Consider the following 14,469-nt stretch of genomic DNA (forward strand, 5'->3'; position numbering starts at 1 on the left):
TGTTTCAAACTCGAATGTTGTATCGGCCCGGGCTTGGAGAACTTTAACCCTCTAATTCAGAAATATTGGGCGAATTCGCCCTGTGCTCTTAGAAAATCGGCTTCACGACCAATATCCAACCAGTAGTCATTGACCGGAAACATAGAGACTATCTCGCCTGCAGCCACTTGCTGGTTTAATAAGGTCGGCATATCCAGCTTTTGCTGGGCTGCGATGCTGTTGATCAAACTGTGATCCAGCACATAAATTCCCGCGTTGGCCAAGCAGCTTTGCAAGGGTTTTTCTTCAATCCCCACCACTCTTTGCTGCTCCAATCTCACTACCCCGTAGGGAATTTGGTACTCGTATTGGCGTACGCACAAGGTGGCAATCGCTTGCTGTTCGTTGTGATAAGCCAGTAACCTGGAAAAATCGATCTGGGTCAGAATATCCCCATTCATCACAATCAATGGCACGTCCGGCAAATTATCCGGCATCAAGCCGATAGCGCCAGCCGTACCCATGGGTTCGGTCTCATCGATATAGTCGATCTTAATTCCCCAACGCCCACCATCACCAAAGTAGTCTTTGATTTGCTGCGCTCGGTAATGCACGGCTATATAAAACTGTCTAAACCCTGACTTAACGAAATTCTCGATGATGGTTTCCAAAATGGGCTTGCCGCCGATTTCTAACAGCGGCTTGGGGCATTCGTCCGTATAGGGCCGCAAACGGGTACCAAATCCACCCGCCATCAAAAACACCGGATTGGGGAATGCCGGCTGCTTATATAGCGCCTGCAACGACTCCAGCCGCACTACTCTGCCTTGTTCATCGACAACCGGTAATTGGTAGAGATGATGACCCTCCATCATGGCAATCAACTGGGTCTTGCTGTCATTTAAAGCGGCAACTTTCGGCCGCTTATTCATCACCTCGAAAACCGGATGTTCCAGAGATAAGCCGCGAATCAAGGCCCGACGAATATCGCCATCTGTGACCACACCCAGCAATTTTTCTTGCTCATCCACGACCAACGCAATCTGCAAGGCCGCGCGATCAATCACCTCGATGGTTGCTCGCAACGTCGCTTCCGGGCGAATCAATACCTGCTGCCAATGCTGTTTCATTTATCAATCCTGTTGCAAATTCTGTATGTGCGAACGCGGCGGATAGACGATCTGCTTGCAACCGACATCGCGCGTCACCACGCTGCCCGCGCCCACTACGCTGCCGGAACCGATACGTAGGCCTTGAATGATGGTAGCGCCGGTGCCGATGTGCACCTTGTCGCCCAATTCCACCCCGCCACTCAGCACCGCACCGGGTGCAATATGCGCATCGCGACCAATACGGCAATCGTGCTCGACAATCGCTCCGCTATTAATTATGCAGTTTTCAGCAATTTGCGTGCCTGTCTGAATAATGGCGCCCGCCATGACCTGCACGCCGTTGGCCAGTTGTACGTCGCTTGCTGTAAACGCGCGAGGGTCGACCACGGCTTTAAACCTGTAACCTTGCGCCAGAAAGCGCTGGTACAAGTTCGCGCGCAAGCCGCCATCGCCCGGCAGAGAACCAATGCCGTTGACTAACGCGATACCATCCGCTGCATAAGCCCGTATTGCCGAGTCGTCGCCCAATACCCTGACTCCGAAGTGCTCGCTGCCGGGCAGTCGGTGAGGATCGGCTATGCCCAGTATCTCAATCTCCAACCGCCGTAACATGTCGAGCAGCACCCGCGCATGTCCGCCGCTTCCCAGCAAAATGACCGGCTTACTCATTCGATCAAGTCATCCACGTCATAACAACGATGACTGGTTTGACCAAGCAATCGCCAATATTCCATCGGACTCAGGCCGGTTCCAGGCCGCTTGGTCGTCAAATTTTCGGCGCTAAAAGTTTCACCCACTGCTATCAAACTATTCGCCACCAAACTTTTGCGGGCGACCGTGCGATTTTGCAATTCCACCGCTTGCGGCATCTTGCCGGGACGGCCAAGTGCCTGTTCGACGGCGCGAATATCGCGCACCATTTGCTTTAATTCAGCGGGTTCCAGTGACACTTGGTGATCAGGGCCTTTTTGACTTCGGTCCAAGGTGAAATGTTTTTCTATCAATACCGCGCCCCGCGCCACGGCGGCAATCGGCACGACCAGTCCTTCGGTGTGATCCGAATAGCCGACCGGCAGACAAAAAGCCTGCTGCAACACGTCCATCGCCCGCAAATTTACATCCTTCATCGGTGTCGGATATTCGCTGGTGCAATGCAGCAAGGTGATTTTTTCATGTAAAACCGCTTGCCCAGCTTCCGAACTGTAGGCTTGTTGAAATGCCGCCAAAGACGGTTGCTTCCCACCCAACAAGCCAAACGCCAAAACCCCCAGCGCGGTTTCCACCTCACCTAGCGTAGCCATGCCGGTGGAGACAATGATGTCCTTGCCGGTTTGGGCGTGGGCCAGCAAAAACGGACCATTGGTAATCTCACCCGACGGGATTTTCAGTTTGCATAGACCAAGCTCGTCCACCAAAAACGCCAAACTATCGAAATCGAATGCGGTCGACAAAAACTCAATACCTTGGCTTTGGCAATAATCACGCAACTGAAAATGAAATTCATATTTCAACTCCAGCTTGCGCAGCATATCCAACTGGCTCTCGGCCGCGCCTGTCGTGTGTTTTTGATATTCCGCCTTGCTCGCGGACTGGGTGACCAGTTTTTCGGCTTTAAAGGTCTGGAACTTCACGGCATCGGCACCCGCCGCCACAGCGGCATCGACCAGTTGCATAGCGGTTTGCAAACTACCGTTATGGTTGACGCCCGCTTCGGCAATAATGAACACACTCATTCAAGCACCTCTAAATCGAAAAAACGCTTCTTCAGCAGCCCATTCACCGGCGTCTGCTTCAGTAATTCTTTGATCTTCAACGATGCGCCGCCTCGCCCGTAAGGATTTTCAACCTGCGCCAAGGTGTCGGTAAATGCCCCGGAAAATACCGTGTGCAAAGCAGCCCGGATCGCATCAGCCTGCGGCTGGCAATGCAATACGCTATCCGCACAAATTCGTCCCCGCTGGCGATCACCGATATTGACAGTAGCGATACGAAAAGCCGGCGCTTCTATGATACCGCTGGACGAATTGCCGACTACCGCATCGACCAACTTCAGGGTCGACAAATAACGCAGAGAACCCAGGGAAACATAGCTACTTACTCGGCGGGAATGGCGTCGTCGATACTCCTCTATCATGCTGGCGATCACCCGGCCGTCGGCATCGGCATTGGCATGAGTAAATATGATATGCACATCGTCAAACTCATCCAAAGCCTGCAGCAGCTGGGCAAACTGCTCGGCCGCCGTCGCCGCTTCCAAAGTCACCGGGTGAAAGGTGACCAACAGGTTGCGTGTCCCAAACTTGAAATCCAGCGCTTGTTCCAGCTCAGCTTTGTCCAGCAATGGCAACTTATAAACGCTATCCAACCCCGGTGCGCCAACGTTGAACACGCGATCAGGCTGCTCACCGAGCTGCATCACCCGCCGCCGGTAGACCTCGGTTGACGTGAAATGCAGATGAGCCATCTTGCTGATCGCATGGCGAATCGCATCGTCGACCGCGCCTTCGGTGAGTTCACCGCCATGAATATGGGCAATTGGGATGCGTAAATTCATTGCCGCTTGCGCCGCCGCGAATATCTCGAATCGATCGCCGAGCACCACAACGATATCCGGTCGTAATTCGTGCAAGGCATCGGCGAAACCGATCAAACCCAAGCCCATGGCCTTGCTGATGCCGACCGGCGTATCCGACGACAACAACATTTCCACCTTGCGGTTGATCGTAAAACCATCGGCAGCAATTTGCTGCCAGGTCAAACCGAACTCCGGCGACAAATGCATGCCGGTCACGACTAACTGTAAGTCTAGGTCCGGGTCCGCTTGAATTTCCTGCAGTAGCCAATACAGCAAACCGTATTCCGCTCGGGAACCGGTCACGACACAGATTTTACGTGGCGCGCCAGTCGTCATACGACCACGCTACTGGGCACGTTGACCAGCCGTTCGGCCAACCGGCGCGATTGCAGCAGGTTATCGCGTTGGCAATGTTGGTACATCGGCAAATCAGGCATCAGCTCCCACAGCGGCCGAGTCATCACCCCGCGAGCATTACTAAATTCCAGAAAGGCGTCGCGCTGCGTAATGTCATCAAGCAACAAGGCGTTGAGCCAGTAATTGGCATCAGTTCCGGCCGGTTCTTCGACGATTTGCGCACCTTTGGCTTGCGCCCAATCCAGATAACGTTGCGCCAATGCACGTTTACGCCGAACAAAATCAGGCAATTGTTCGAGCTGCGCCAACCCCAGGGCGGCATTCAAATTCGGCATGCGGTAGTTGTAACCGATTTGGTCGTGTTCGAATTTCCATGCATGCGGTAATTTAGCCGTGGTCGTCAGGTGTTTGGCCCGACGCGCCAGTTCCTCGTTGTCGGTCAAAATCATCCCGCCGCCGCCCGTGGTGATGATCTTGTTACCGTTGAAGCTAAGCACCCCAAGTTTGCCGAAAGTGCCGCAATGCTGGCCATTGAGTCGGCTACCCAACGCTTCCGCGGCATCTTCCACCAACGGCATGCCGAAGTCGTCGCATACTCGAATCAACCCAGCCAGATCGCAAGGATGGCCGAAGGTATGCATCGGCAAACAGGCGGCGATGCGCTTGCCGCTGGTTTTGTTGTAAACGCCATCATCGCAGCGTTCGCCGAATCGATCCAAAAACTCCGCCAAGGCCAGCGGCGACAAACCTAGCGTCGCCGCATCAATATCAATAAACACCGGCTCGGCACCGCAGTAATGAATCGCATTGCAGGTGGCGACAAAAGTCACCGCTTGAGTAATCACTTCTTCGCCGGGCTGAACGCCGGCCAGCAACAGGGCAACGTGCAGCGCGGCGGTGCCGTTGACGGTGGCTATCGCGTGCTTGGCACCGGTGTATGCAGCGATTTTGCTTTCGAACTCGGTGACATACGGGCCGACACTAGACACGAAGGTACTGTCGATCACATCCAGCAGATACTGTTTTTCGTTACCGGCGAAGCGCGGTTCGTGCAAAGGGATGAATTGTTCGGTTTGATAAATCTCCCGGACCAAGCGGATAAAGCTGTCAAACATTGTAAATATCCGCTTTGTATCGTTTCAGATTATCCGGCTCGGTAAACCAGGCTACGGTGCGGCGCAAACCCTCCTCCAAAGTCACTTGCGGGGCAAAACCGGTCAGTTGTTTGATCTTGCTGTTGTCGCACCACAAGCGGTTCACTTCGGACTTCTCCGGCCGCAACCTTTGCTCGTCCACCAAAAATTCGACATCGCTGGCCATGATGCTTTTGATCAGATTCAGCGTTTCGCCGACAGAAATTTCGAAATTGGAGCCGATATTCACCGTTTCGCCTATGGTTTGCGCTGACTCGGCCAAGGCGATAAAGCCCCGGCAGGTATCTTCCACATAATTAAAATCACGGGTCGGTGAGACATCGCCGAGTTGGATCTGTTTTTTACCGGCGGCAATCTGGGTAATGATGGTCGGAATCACCGCCCGCGCCGATTGCCTGGGGCCGTAAGTGTTAAACGGCCTGGCGATGGTAACAGGCAGATTAAAGGCATTGAAAAAACTCATCGCCATCGCATCGGCGGCGATCTTGGAAGCGCTGTAGGGCGATTGCGGTTGCAACGGATGTTTCTCGTCGATCGGCACATATTGCGCGGTGCCGTAGACTTCGCTGGTCGAAGTATGAATCACCCGGCTAACGCCTGCATCGCGGGCCGCCTGGCAGATGTTCAAGGTGCCGCGGATATTGGTATCGACATAGCTATCCGGCGCGACATAGGAATAGGGAATCGCTATCAACGCAGCCAGATGAAATACGGTGTCGACGCCGCTACAAATACTGCGGCAAAAAGCCGGATCGCGTAAGTCGCCGCAGACCACTTCAATGTCGTATTTACAGGCGACATCATCCAGCCAGCCCCACGAGTTAAACGAATTGTATTGCGCCAAGGCTCGCACCTGTAAACCGCGCGCCACCGCCATTTCGGTTAGATGCGAGCCGATGAAACCGTCAGCGCCGGTGATCAATACGTTATTCATAATTAATGTTCTGTAAATTGAATGCGGCGCCAAGATTACCAACTCGCCCGGCCGCTATTAAATCGATCACGAAACCAAGCCGTGCAGGATAAATGCCTCCGCCATAGCCCAATCTTCTTCAGAATCGATGTCCAAGCTCTGAATCGCATTCATAACCAACGGCACAGTTTTAGGAGGATAAAAAGACTTGTGTTCTAACAAATAATCCGCCTTACACAAATACATTGCACCGTTAGGTGTCAACAATGGCTGCTGCTGTCGACTGGTTTGCGTCACCCGTTCGCTGTCCAATGCTCTCAAAAGCCCGTCCTCGCATCGAAATAGCGTGGTTAAATCACGATAAATTTCCTTACATCCAATTACTGCATCCGCGCGCTGATCGTTTACAAGCGATACAGCTTTTTGAATTGTAGACGCAGGTCGAAATGGCGATGTCGGCTGCAACCACATCACAAATGCGGGCAAATAGCGGTATTGTTGTTTAAACCAACCAAGCGCATGTTCGATTACCTGTAAAGCAGACGCGTTATCGCTTGCGCAATCCGCCGGGCGCAAAAACGGCACCACCAGCCCCATATCCCGCCCCAGTTCAGCATAAACCGAGCTATCAGTGGAAAGAAGAATTACCGAATCGACGAGTTTAGCGTCATTTACCGCATCAACAGTCCACTGAATGAGTGGTTTACCAAGAAGAGACCTGATATTTTTATCGACGACACCCTTGGAACCGGAACGCGCCGGGATGATTACCAGTATCTTAACGTCGTTATTGTTTTCCACTTGATCGGATTTGCTAGGCATGGCTTGACAATTTTTTGTCCTACTGAGCTCTCCAGATTAACGATAACCCCAACTACCATGTTACATGCATTAAGTGGCATACAACAGGCCTCCCTATTAATACCTGACAATTTTAATATAAACATCAAATTAGCTTAGAATCTCATCAACCAAGCCTTTTATATCCAGGCTCATATTTGCAAGAATCCGACCGGATTTGCCGTCTATTCTTTTTGAAAACATGGTTTTCACGGCATACAGAAGATCCGCTTTATTGCTGACCCATACCATCAGATCGGAATCAATTTGAAATTTATCATAGTGACAAATAAAGCTCCTAGTAGATATGGTTGGGGTACCTAGAAAACACGCTTCAGTATTCAACGTTCCCCCACCACCTATAAACAATCCCGCAAAAGCTAATAAATGTTGAATTACTACTTTTTCTTTCAAAACTGTTGCAAACGGAAATTCGGATTCCAAGTATTCCGATTCGTAACGAGGCACAATTACAATATTTGCACCGGTAATATCGAATATATCACGCATCGCCTCATAGAGCAGTGGATGTCTATCGTTGACATAACTGGCCTTATACTCCTCCTCCCTAACAACGATAAAAGGCTGATCCACATCTAACCCATATTTATCAAAAACAGATGCAATATAGTTACGATCTGCCACAAAATCCTTCAACCAGATATAGGGATCAATAAACTCATACTGTCTAACCTGGTGCGACTCAAGTGAAAAACGGGTAAATATTTCATCAGGAACTACGAATGGCTTAAAAGCCTTAGTAGACAACGGCAATGTCAATCTAGCCTGAGGAAGAGCCTTCATGAAATCGGTACTGAAATCCGACAAGGGAATATCGTAAAAATTAATTATAGGAATTCCAAGACCAAACGCAACCCTATTTGCGTCGACACTGCACAAACAGACAAGACGATTGATGTTATAAGCAGAGACAAATTCAATTAATGACAATTGGCGATCAATAGACGCTTTTAATTTATCCCTTAACTGACTCCCGCCAAAAGATCCGCGATTTACATAGTCAATATCGTATAATTCTAAAAGATCTGTAACTTCCTCGTAACCCTCACTTGAACGTGCCGTAACTAAAACATCTAGTCCTCGCATTTTAATCGCCTCTATCATCGGCCTGAAGAAAAGCACGGACTTGGGCGTCACAATATCAAACCAGATCATGACAATATACTAAAAATAACTATTGTCGTTACATGTATAAGCTTTGATACCATCTACAAAACAAATAGAGAGAGTAAATATGCTGCTTAAAACCCTGCGCTTTTCCCTCTTCATAGAGAAACCTAATAAAGTCATCTGAAAATATACCCAAGTCCGCATTCACGCGAAGCATCGTCATCAAAATGTTATCTTTGTAATGAAGATACAACCATTCTATGAATGGAGAGCTAAAACCTTTTTTTCGCCTATTTACTATACCGGGTGACAAATATTTTTGAGCAACTTTTTTCAGTAAATATTTGTTAGTGTTTCCCAGCTTAATATCATCAGAGACTCCCATTAAATACTCTACTAACCGATAATCCAAAAATGGCGTCCTTATTTCCAGAGAGTGCGCCATAGACATCCTGTCAAGCTTCGTCATCAGGACTTCTGCTATCCAGATCTTAAAATCGACGTACGTCAACCAGCGCGCCTTTGAATCGTAGGGCGACTTAAAACTCGATACTTGAGGAACAGAAATTCCATTAAAAAGCATCCTTTGCTGATCAGCGGTAAATGTTTCTCCGCTTGAAAAAAATACTTCCTTTCCACGAATTCTTCTATTTTTTATCTCCCACTCCCTTGTTAAATTAAAATCACCCGGATCGCATCCAATACCGGAGTAGGCATTGAGCATAGTAAAATAATTGTCATAACCTAAAAATATTTCATCGCTTCCTTCGCCGCCAATGGCTACTTTTATATTGTTCTGGTGAATATATTTGGAAAGCAGAAATAAAGGTATACATGCCGAATCCGCCATAGGCTCATCAAGATAATCGAGAATTTCTTCAAAGCTACCGATGTACTCATTTACATCGACACGTAATTCATGATGATCCGTAGATATTTCTATTGCGGTTTGTCTAGCCGGTGAAAGTTCGCAATAGCGATCGAAGTTTTCATATCCGATACTAAAACTGTTGATCCTGCGTTCGCTATGTAATGCGTAAAGTTTAGCTACCATTGCCGAATCCAGGCCACCGGAAAGAAGAACCGCCACTTCTTCATCACCCACTAGACGATCCTGTACAGCTTGATTGAGCAACTTATCAATATTTGTTACCACTTCACCCTCACTATCGCTGAGATAGGGGATTGAGGCAATGTCATAATAACAGGCTACTTCAAATGAATCGGCGACGACGACTAGTGAATGCCCAGGTGGTAATTTATAGATACCCTGAAAAAAGGTTTGATTAGCAATAGGAGCTTGAAACGCCAAATACTGATGTAAAGCCATGACGTTAAGATCAGGTAAAAAGTTCAACTGAGCCAAAACCGCTTTTAGCTCACTACCAAAAATAAAATTCCCTGAGTTTCTATAATAATAAAACGGCTTTTTTCCGAAGCGGTCCCGCGCACAGAAAAACAGATTTTTTCGAGCGTCATAAATACAAAATGAAAACATCCCATTCAAAGAATTCAGAAACTTAATCCCGTACTTCAAATAGAGTAATAGTATTACTTCGGTATCACCCTCGGTCTGAGTGACTAAATTTTCTTGCGCGATTAATTGTTTATAATTGTAAATCTCACCATTGAAAACAATAGTAACATCATCTAATCGCATAGGCTGATTGGAAACATCACGCGAATCAATAATAGCAAGCCGGGCATGTCCTAAAAAAACATTTTCTTGCATAAAATAGCCTTGATGGTCCGGCCCTCGATGCTTAATCAAATTCAGTAAGTCCTCAACACGCTTAGTTGGCAGACAATTGGCGCCGATTATGCCGCACATCAAAAGCCTCCCGAGCGCTGACCAAATACCGGAAATGCACAACCAATCTCCTGAAATTGCCGTTTTAACCGGCTTACCCGAATAATCACCTTAAATATCATAGTTCATCAAAAACTTTTTGATACCACATACAAGTCATATCAACATCAAAATTCGATGCGTCTAATTTTTGAGAATCTTTCAATTTTTTTAATAAGCATTTATTTTGCAAAAAAATCATCATTAACTTAGCGAGCTGCTCACTGTCACCGACATCACAGATATTTCCGTAGTCTTTAAGAATCTCATCGTACCCAGAATAAGCGCTAGCTATCACGCCCGCTCCACAATACATAGCTTCAAGAACGGAATTAGAAAAACCTTCGTTAATAGATGGAAAAACAAACAAATCTGCGTTGAACATATAGGCATAAGGCTCTCTGATAAATCCAAGAATATGCACTCTGTTATCTATCGTTAAATCAGATGACAATTTTTCCAATTCGCTTCGGATCGGCCCATCACCAATAAGAACCAAATCCTGTGTTACCGACTTTGCGATCAAAGCGTAGGCTTGTATAAGAACTTTTAAACCTTTTTGATCATGCAGCCGACTTACATTCAAGATGAACGATCGAGGGAAATTGATACCATGAGATTGATAGGAGTTTATCATGGAAAAATCCAGCCCACTGTAAATAACTCTTATTCGGCTTGCATCCACTATTTTACGGGCTTCAGTTAAGACCCAATTACTTACACATACAATTGCATCAGCATTTTTATATAACTCTGAAATATTCCTAAAATAAAAATCCGGCGGCAGCAGATGAGTTCGAGGAAAAAAGCGATAATGATCAAAAGAAACACGACATGAGAGAACTCGCCTTCCTTTAAAATCTGACTTCATCAGCAAGATATTGCTGTAATCCTCAAAACCGATAGCTATATCTGCCTGATATCGACTAAAGAAATCATTCAATTTCGACAGTCTGTAATAAAAAATGTCTTCTCCGGCAAGCTTATCATATTTATTGACTACTAAAGTCGATATAAAAACTATCTCTATTCTTGGATCGATAACATATCGTATTTCTTTATTATCCTCGAGCAGCACAACAATGACTTTTCTATGATTTGCTTGATGATTTGCTAAAATGGCAACATTCTTTTGCACACCACCGATATCTAGGTTATGCGTGATTACGACAAGAGAGTTAGCGTTTGCTATTGCATTTGACATATACGTCTGATTCAATTTTTCCTATAACAGCAAGCATATATTTCTGCACAATATTCATTGAAATGAACCGACAATTTATTCAGCGCGTCTTGGAACTGCTCGGAAAATGTGCTTAATTGCACATCCGTCATTGGTTTAAACTGAACACCCTCCAACGTGAGAAGCTCTAGGCCAGCCAGCTTAATATCATGTTTAAGAGCGTTTGTGTCGTATACACGTTGGTGTCCAGAATCTATATCATTGGAATTCAGTTCAAAAGGCGTAGAGATCAGCCCCATTTCAACGCCTAATAATCGGTGCACGCTTCGTGCATTCGGTACGATAACATGTAGTCGCCCATCATCCGCTAACCAACGCGATACAATATTTAGCAGGAGACGCGGCTCCTCAACGTGCTCGAGACTGTCGGTTAACAAGATATCCGAATATAGTTCGTTAGGAACAAATTCCTCCCATTTTGCTTGAATAAAACACGCGGATTTCAGCGCCCTATCCTTTTCAACTTGCCTGGAAAACTTATTTTGTACATCGACAATAGTCAGTTTTTCCGACCATCTTACTAAAATAGACGAGGTAGAGGATTCGTCACTGCCCAATTCAAGTACGTTACGCCCATCGAAAAACTTATTTATTTTTTCATACCCATATTGCTTGGTTTTTAGGTAAGACTTATATCTAAGTTCGACAGCTTCATTTATGCGAGCACCAATAACATCTACAAGAATATTATTTCGTTCCCAAAAATTCATAAATAATTACAAATTGTGCTATTAATACATTCAACAAGCACATTACTCGCAATACTTATATCATGTGCTCGAACTGTATATCTTGCATTATTTACCATGTTCATTACTTTATCCTTGTTCGAAAATATCAACTCTATTTGTTCGGCTGCGTCTTTTTCATCATCGGCTTGATAAAGAACTCCGTTATAACCAGACGTAATCAACTCGCTAAACGCCGGCAGCTGCGGCGCCACAACGATGGTTCCGGCCGCCATGGCTTCTAATACGACGTTCGGCTGCCCCTCATAAAGAGAGCCCGTTAACAACATTGACGAATGCTGAAGCAATGCCGGAATGTCATCCCGCTGACCTAAGAAAAATACTTTTTTTTCTATAGCTAAATTACTGGCGTACTCAAGTAATTTTTCATATTCCTGCCCGGTGCCAACTATGCACAATTTTGCTACCGGCTGTATTTTTGCAAAGACCCTAAAAATGAAAGGATAGTTTTTTTGCTCTACCAATCTGCCGATGGCTAGAATTATTGGTGAATCCGAAAAGATACTTTCTAGTCCCCGCGGCTTTGCCACCTTGAGCGAAAAACGTTGAATATTGACTGGATTTCTTAATACTTTGACTTTCTCTTCACCAACAGCAAATGTATCAATAAAATCATTTTTACAGGCTTCCGAAACACACAAAATCTTGTCGGCCTGATTGTACGAGAGGCTAACCAAGTCTCGATTTATTTCTTTGAACTCGAATCGACTTAGCTCCTGGCTTAGGAGGTTACGAACGCAGACAATTACCGGTTTATCTACTAATTTTGCCGCCAAGATAGCAACATAATTTACAAAAAAATCGCTAAAGCCTATCACCAAATCCACTTGTTTCGCACGCTCTGACAAAAAGTGCAGAATAAGAAAAAAATTATCTATTAGTTTCTGTTCGGCTTCCAATAGAAAATGGATCTTAAAACTATTCGGTAATACATGTTCATTTATTTTTTTTAACGCGATAACGGTAACATCGTACCGATCTACCAAGCTATCAGCAAATTGAAGCAGTACATTTTCTGCCCCGCCTTTTGGCAACGCATCGATAACAAACAACACGCTTAGCATCGCGTCACCAAAATTACATCAAGCGTTTAAACAAAGTTCACTCTAAAGCTGTATGCTTTTTCAGTGGAATTGGGATCAGAGTTATCTGTTGCAGAAAATATCAACATATTTCCGTCGACTTTATAACGACCTTTGCCCCAGCGGGTTATCGCGTAATCCGGTGCATTCGGCCATCCTACCGGACTGCCATTTTCATAAAGCATAAATTTTTCAGGCTCTCCCAACGCAATATCGGACTCCAAATTTGCACGCCAGGAATTTCCCCCAAGCGCTTCGAAAGGCTTATTTAATTCAAACAAGGCTTGCTCGCTCAACACATCGTCCCAATAATTTTTCGTATTTATGAACCTCAATAGATACTCAGTATTTCCATCTCCAGCTTTAATATTTATTAATTCAAGGCCTAATATTTCACGTGCGAATGACTCGACTTCTTTATTTGCCGCGAAATCCATAGGATAACCGCCTAACCAATCGCGCACATCATGCCAATAAGACATACCACGCGACTTCTTGTATTCGGCGATATACTTGAATGGATTTTTGCCCTTTCGCAATGAACGCTTAATTGTTTCGCTCCATGCGTAGCACCAGACCATCCATTTTTTTTTAATCGGACCCGCGAGGTTATATTCGCGCTTTACAGCCAGCCAATATTCTGCCGGCGGGTCAACATAGACATCCTTCGAATACAAAGCAATGTAAAACACACCATCTTGCTTTAAACGACTCGCAGCATTTGCAATTGCTAGCCACATATCGCCAGTATGATGCAAAACACCCCAACTGTATAAAACATCAACTTTTGGCAATGTTTCCAAGAAGGTTTTATCCAGCACTGAACCAGAAAGTATCTGCCAATTCGCCGGACTTCCTGAGAATTCATGTAATCTTCGTGTTGTCAGAACCGAAGCTTCATCAATATCAAAACTTATGACATGTTCGGCACCCGCGCGCCAGGCCGCTAGCGAATGCAGACCACTACCGCAGCCGATATCAAGAAATATCTTCCCGAGCAGGTTCTCTATTTTTAAAAACTTCAAAAGGTGTTTCTGAGAAATATCAACCCTTTCATCTGAAAAGTTTTTCTCGATGTAATCTGCCCAGTTTTCGCCAAATTCAAATCGTATGTTTTCTTTATTCAAATTTTTATTCATACCAATGAGTAGTTTTATTTCGTTCCTAATAGTCGCTCAATATTTAACAGATTCCTGTCGTTTACTGTAGTATCCAATCCATGCCAAAGTATGTAGCTATTAAATGGGAGCCGCTTTCATCCGTAATACGGTTCGAGCTTGCATTCTTCGCATCCGCTTTCAACACTTTGAAAAAATCAATTGCTCAACGATAAGATCCAAGCTGATTTGGATTAGTTAGCATCGATTGGCCTGCATTAAAAGCCCCCTACGGGATATTGAGCGAAGCGGACGACACCATGAGAATATCAAATGAATAGGGGGCGCAAGCACTGACAGACATTATTAGCAGGCGAAGAAGTCTTTC

General features: G+C 45.9%; 13 protein-coding genes. All 13 read right to left on the reverse strand.

Translation table 11 applies throughout. The features are described from left to right. Positions 1-56 precede the first annotated feature (56 nt). Positions 57-1,109 (reverse strand): nucleotidyltransferase family protein, encoded by a 1,053-nt coding sequence (locus ACR02O_RS21275; protein ID WP_458138251.1) that lies wholly within the window; start codon positions 1,107-1,109, stop codon positions 57-59. A gap of 3 nt (positions 1,110-1,112) precedes the next feature. Beyond that, the gene (locus tag ACR02O_RS21280) at positions 1,113-1,760 is read right to left on the reverse strand and encodes an acetyltransferase (protein WP_458138252.1); all 648 of its coding nucleotides are present in this window, start codon (positions 1,758-1,760) and stop codon (positions 1,113-1,115) included. After that, positions 1,757-2,824, reverse strand: a complete 1,068-nt coding sequence (neuB, locus tag ACR02O_RS21285; protein ID WP_458138253.1) for an N-acetylneuraminate synthase — start codon at positions 2,822-2,824, stop codon at positions 1,757-1,759. The genes ACR02O_RS21280 and neuB overlap by 4 nt, the downstream gene beginning before the upstream one ends. Next, positions 2,821-4,002, reverse strand: a complete 1,182-nt coding sequence (neuC, locus tag ACR02O_RS21290; protein ID WP_458138254.1) for a UDP-N-acetylglucosamine 2-epimerase — start codon at positions 4,000-4,002, stop codon at positions 2,821-2,823. Before neuC ends, neuB begins: the two co-directional genes overlap by 4 nt. Then, on the reverse strand, positions 3,999-5,138 hold the full coding sequence (locus ACR02O_RS21295) for a LegC family aminotransferase (RefSeq protein WP_458138255.1): 1,140 nt from the start codon (positions 5,136-5,138) through the stop codon (positions 3,999-4,001). The genes neuC and ACR02O_RS21295 overlap by 4 nt, the downstream gene beginning before the upstream one ends. Further along, a complete protein-coding gene (locus tag ACR02O_RS21300) occupies positions 5,131-6,111 on the reverse strand; it encodes an NAD-dependent 4,6-dehydratase LegB (RefSeq protein ID WP_458138256.1) in 981 nt (326 codons plus the stop codon). Before ACR02O_RS21300 ends, ACR02O_RS21295 begins: the two co-directional genes overlap by 8 nt. Before the next feature lie 66 nt (positions 6,112-6,177). Further along, positions 6,178-6,912: an acylneuraminate cytidylyltransferase family protein gene (locus ACR02O_RS21305; RefSeq protein ID WP_458138257.1), complete on the reverse strand. Its 735-nt coding sequence runs from the start codon at positions 6,910-6,912 to the stop codon at positions 6,178-6,180. A 129-nt stretch (positions 6,913-7,041) separates the two neighbouring features. After that, positions 7,042-8,106: a DUF354 domain-containing protein gene (locus ACR02O_RS21310; protein WP_494522365.1), complete on the reverse strand. Its 1,065-nt coding sequence runs from the start codon at positions 8,104-8,106 to the stop codon at positions 7,042-7,044. A gap of 28 nt (positions 8,107-8,134) precedes the next feature. Continuing rightward, positions 8,135-9,892 (reverse strand): asparagine synthase (glutamine-hydrolyzing), encoded by a 1,758-nt coding sequence (gene asnB, locus ACR02O_RS21315; RefSeq protein WP_458138259.1) that lies wholly within the window; start codon positions 9,890-9,892, stop codon positions 8,135-8,137. A gap of 97 nt (positions 9,893-9,989) precedes the next feature. Next, positions 9,990-11,114: a glycosyltransferase gene (locus tag ACR02O_RS21320; RefSeq protein ID WP_458138260.1), complete on the reverse strand. Its 1,125-nt coding sequence runs from the start codon at positions 11,112-11,114 to the stop codon at positions 9,990-9,992. An 11-nt stretch (positions 11,115-11,125) separates the two neighbouring features. Next, positions 11,126-11,863: a methyltransferase domain-containing protein gene (locus tag ACR02O_RS21325; protein WP_458138261.1), complete on the reverse strand. Its 738-nt coding sequence runs from the start codon at positions 11,861-11,863 to the stop codon at positions 11,126-11,128. Further along, positions 11,860-12,966, reverse strand: a complete 1,107-nt coding sequence (locus ACR02O_RS21330; protein ID WP_458138262.1) for a glycosyltransferase — start codon at positions 12,964-12,966, stop codon at positions 11,860-11,862. Before ACR02O_RS21330 ends, ACR02O_RS21325 begins: the two co-directional genes overlap by 4 nt. A 26-nt stretch (positions 12,967-12,992) precedes the next feature. Continuing rightward, positions 12,993-14,123, reverse strand: coding sequence for a class I SAM-dependent methyltransferase (locus ACR02O_RS21335; protein WP_458138263.1), 1,131 nt, complete (start codon positions 14,121-14,123; stop codon positions 12,993-12,995). Positions 14,124-14,469 lie beyond the last annotated feature (346 nt).

It is taken from the genome of Methylomonas sp. PHL2-19, assembly GCF_059331595.1.

Bases quoted from the DNA above. Each gene is read 5' to 3' on its own strand.
- ACR02O_RS21335 (WP_458138263.1), bottom strand. From the start codon at position 14,123: ATGAATAAAAATTTGAATAAAGAAAACATACGATTTGAATTTGGCGAA.
- ACR02O_RS21295 (WP_458138255.1), bottom strand. From the start codon at position 5,138: ATGTTTGACAGCTTTATCCGCTTGGTCCGGGAGATTTATCAAACCGAA.
- ACR02O_RS21300 (WP_458138256.1), bottom strand. From the start codon at position 6,111: ATGAATAACGTATTGATCACCGGCGCTGACGGTTTCATCGGCTCGCAT.
- ACR02O_RS21275 (WP_458138251.1), bottom strand. From the start codon at position 1,109: ATGAAACAGCATTGGCAGCAGGTATTGATTCGCCCGGAAGCGACGTTG.
- neuC (WP_458138254.1), bottom strand. From the start codon at position 4,002: ATGACGACTGGCGCGCCACGTAAAATCTGTGTCGTGACCGGTTCCCGA.
- ACR02O_RS21305 (WP_458138257.1), bottom strand. From the start codon at position 6,912: ATGCCTAGCAAATCCGATCAAGTGGAAAACAATAACGACGTTAAGATA.
- asnB (WP_458138259.1), bottom strand. From the start codon at position 9,892: ATGTGCGGCATAATCGGCGCCAATTGTCTGCCAACTAAGCGTGTTGAG.
- ACR02O_RS21330 (WP_458138262.1), bottom strand. From the start codon at position 12,966: ATGCTAAGCGTGTTGTTTGTTATCGATGCGTTGCCAAAAGGCGGGGCA.
- ACR02O_RS21325 (WP_458138261.1), bottom strand. From the start codon at position 11,863: ATGAATTTTTGGGAACGAAATAATATTCTTGTAGATGTTATTGGTGCT.
- ACR02O_RS21320 (WP_458138260.1), bottom strand. From the start codon at position 11,114: ATGTCAAATGCAATAGCAAACGCTAACTCTCTTGTCGTAATCACGCAT.
- ACR02O_RS21280 (WP_458138252.1), bottom strand. From the start codon at position 1,760: ATGAGTAAGCCGGTCATTTTGCTGGGAAGCGGCGGACATGCGCGGGTG.
- neuB (WP_458138253.1), bottom strand. From the start codon at position 2,824: ATGAGTGTGTTCATTATTGCCGAAGCGGGCGTCAACCATAACGGTAGT.
- ACR02O_RS21310 (WP_494522365.1), bottom strand. From the start codon at position 8,106: ATGATCTGGTTTGATATTGTGACGCCCAAGTCCGTGCTTTTCTTCAGG.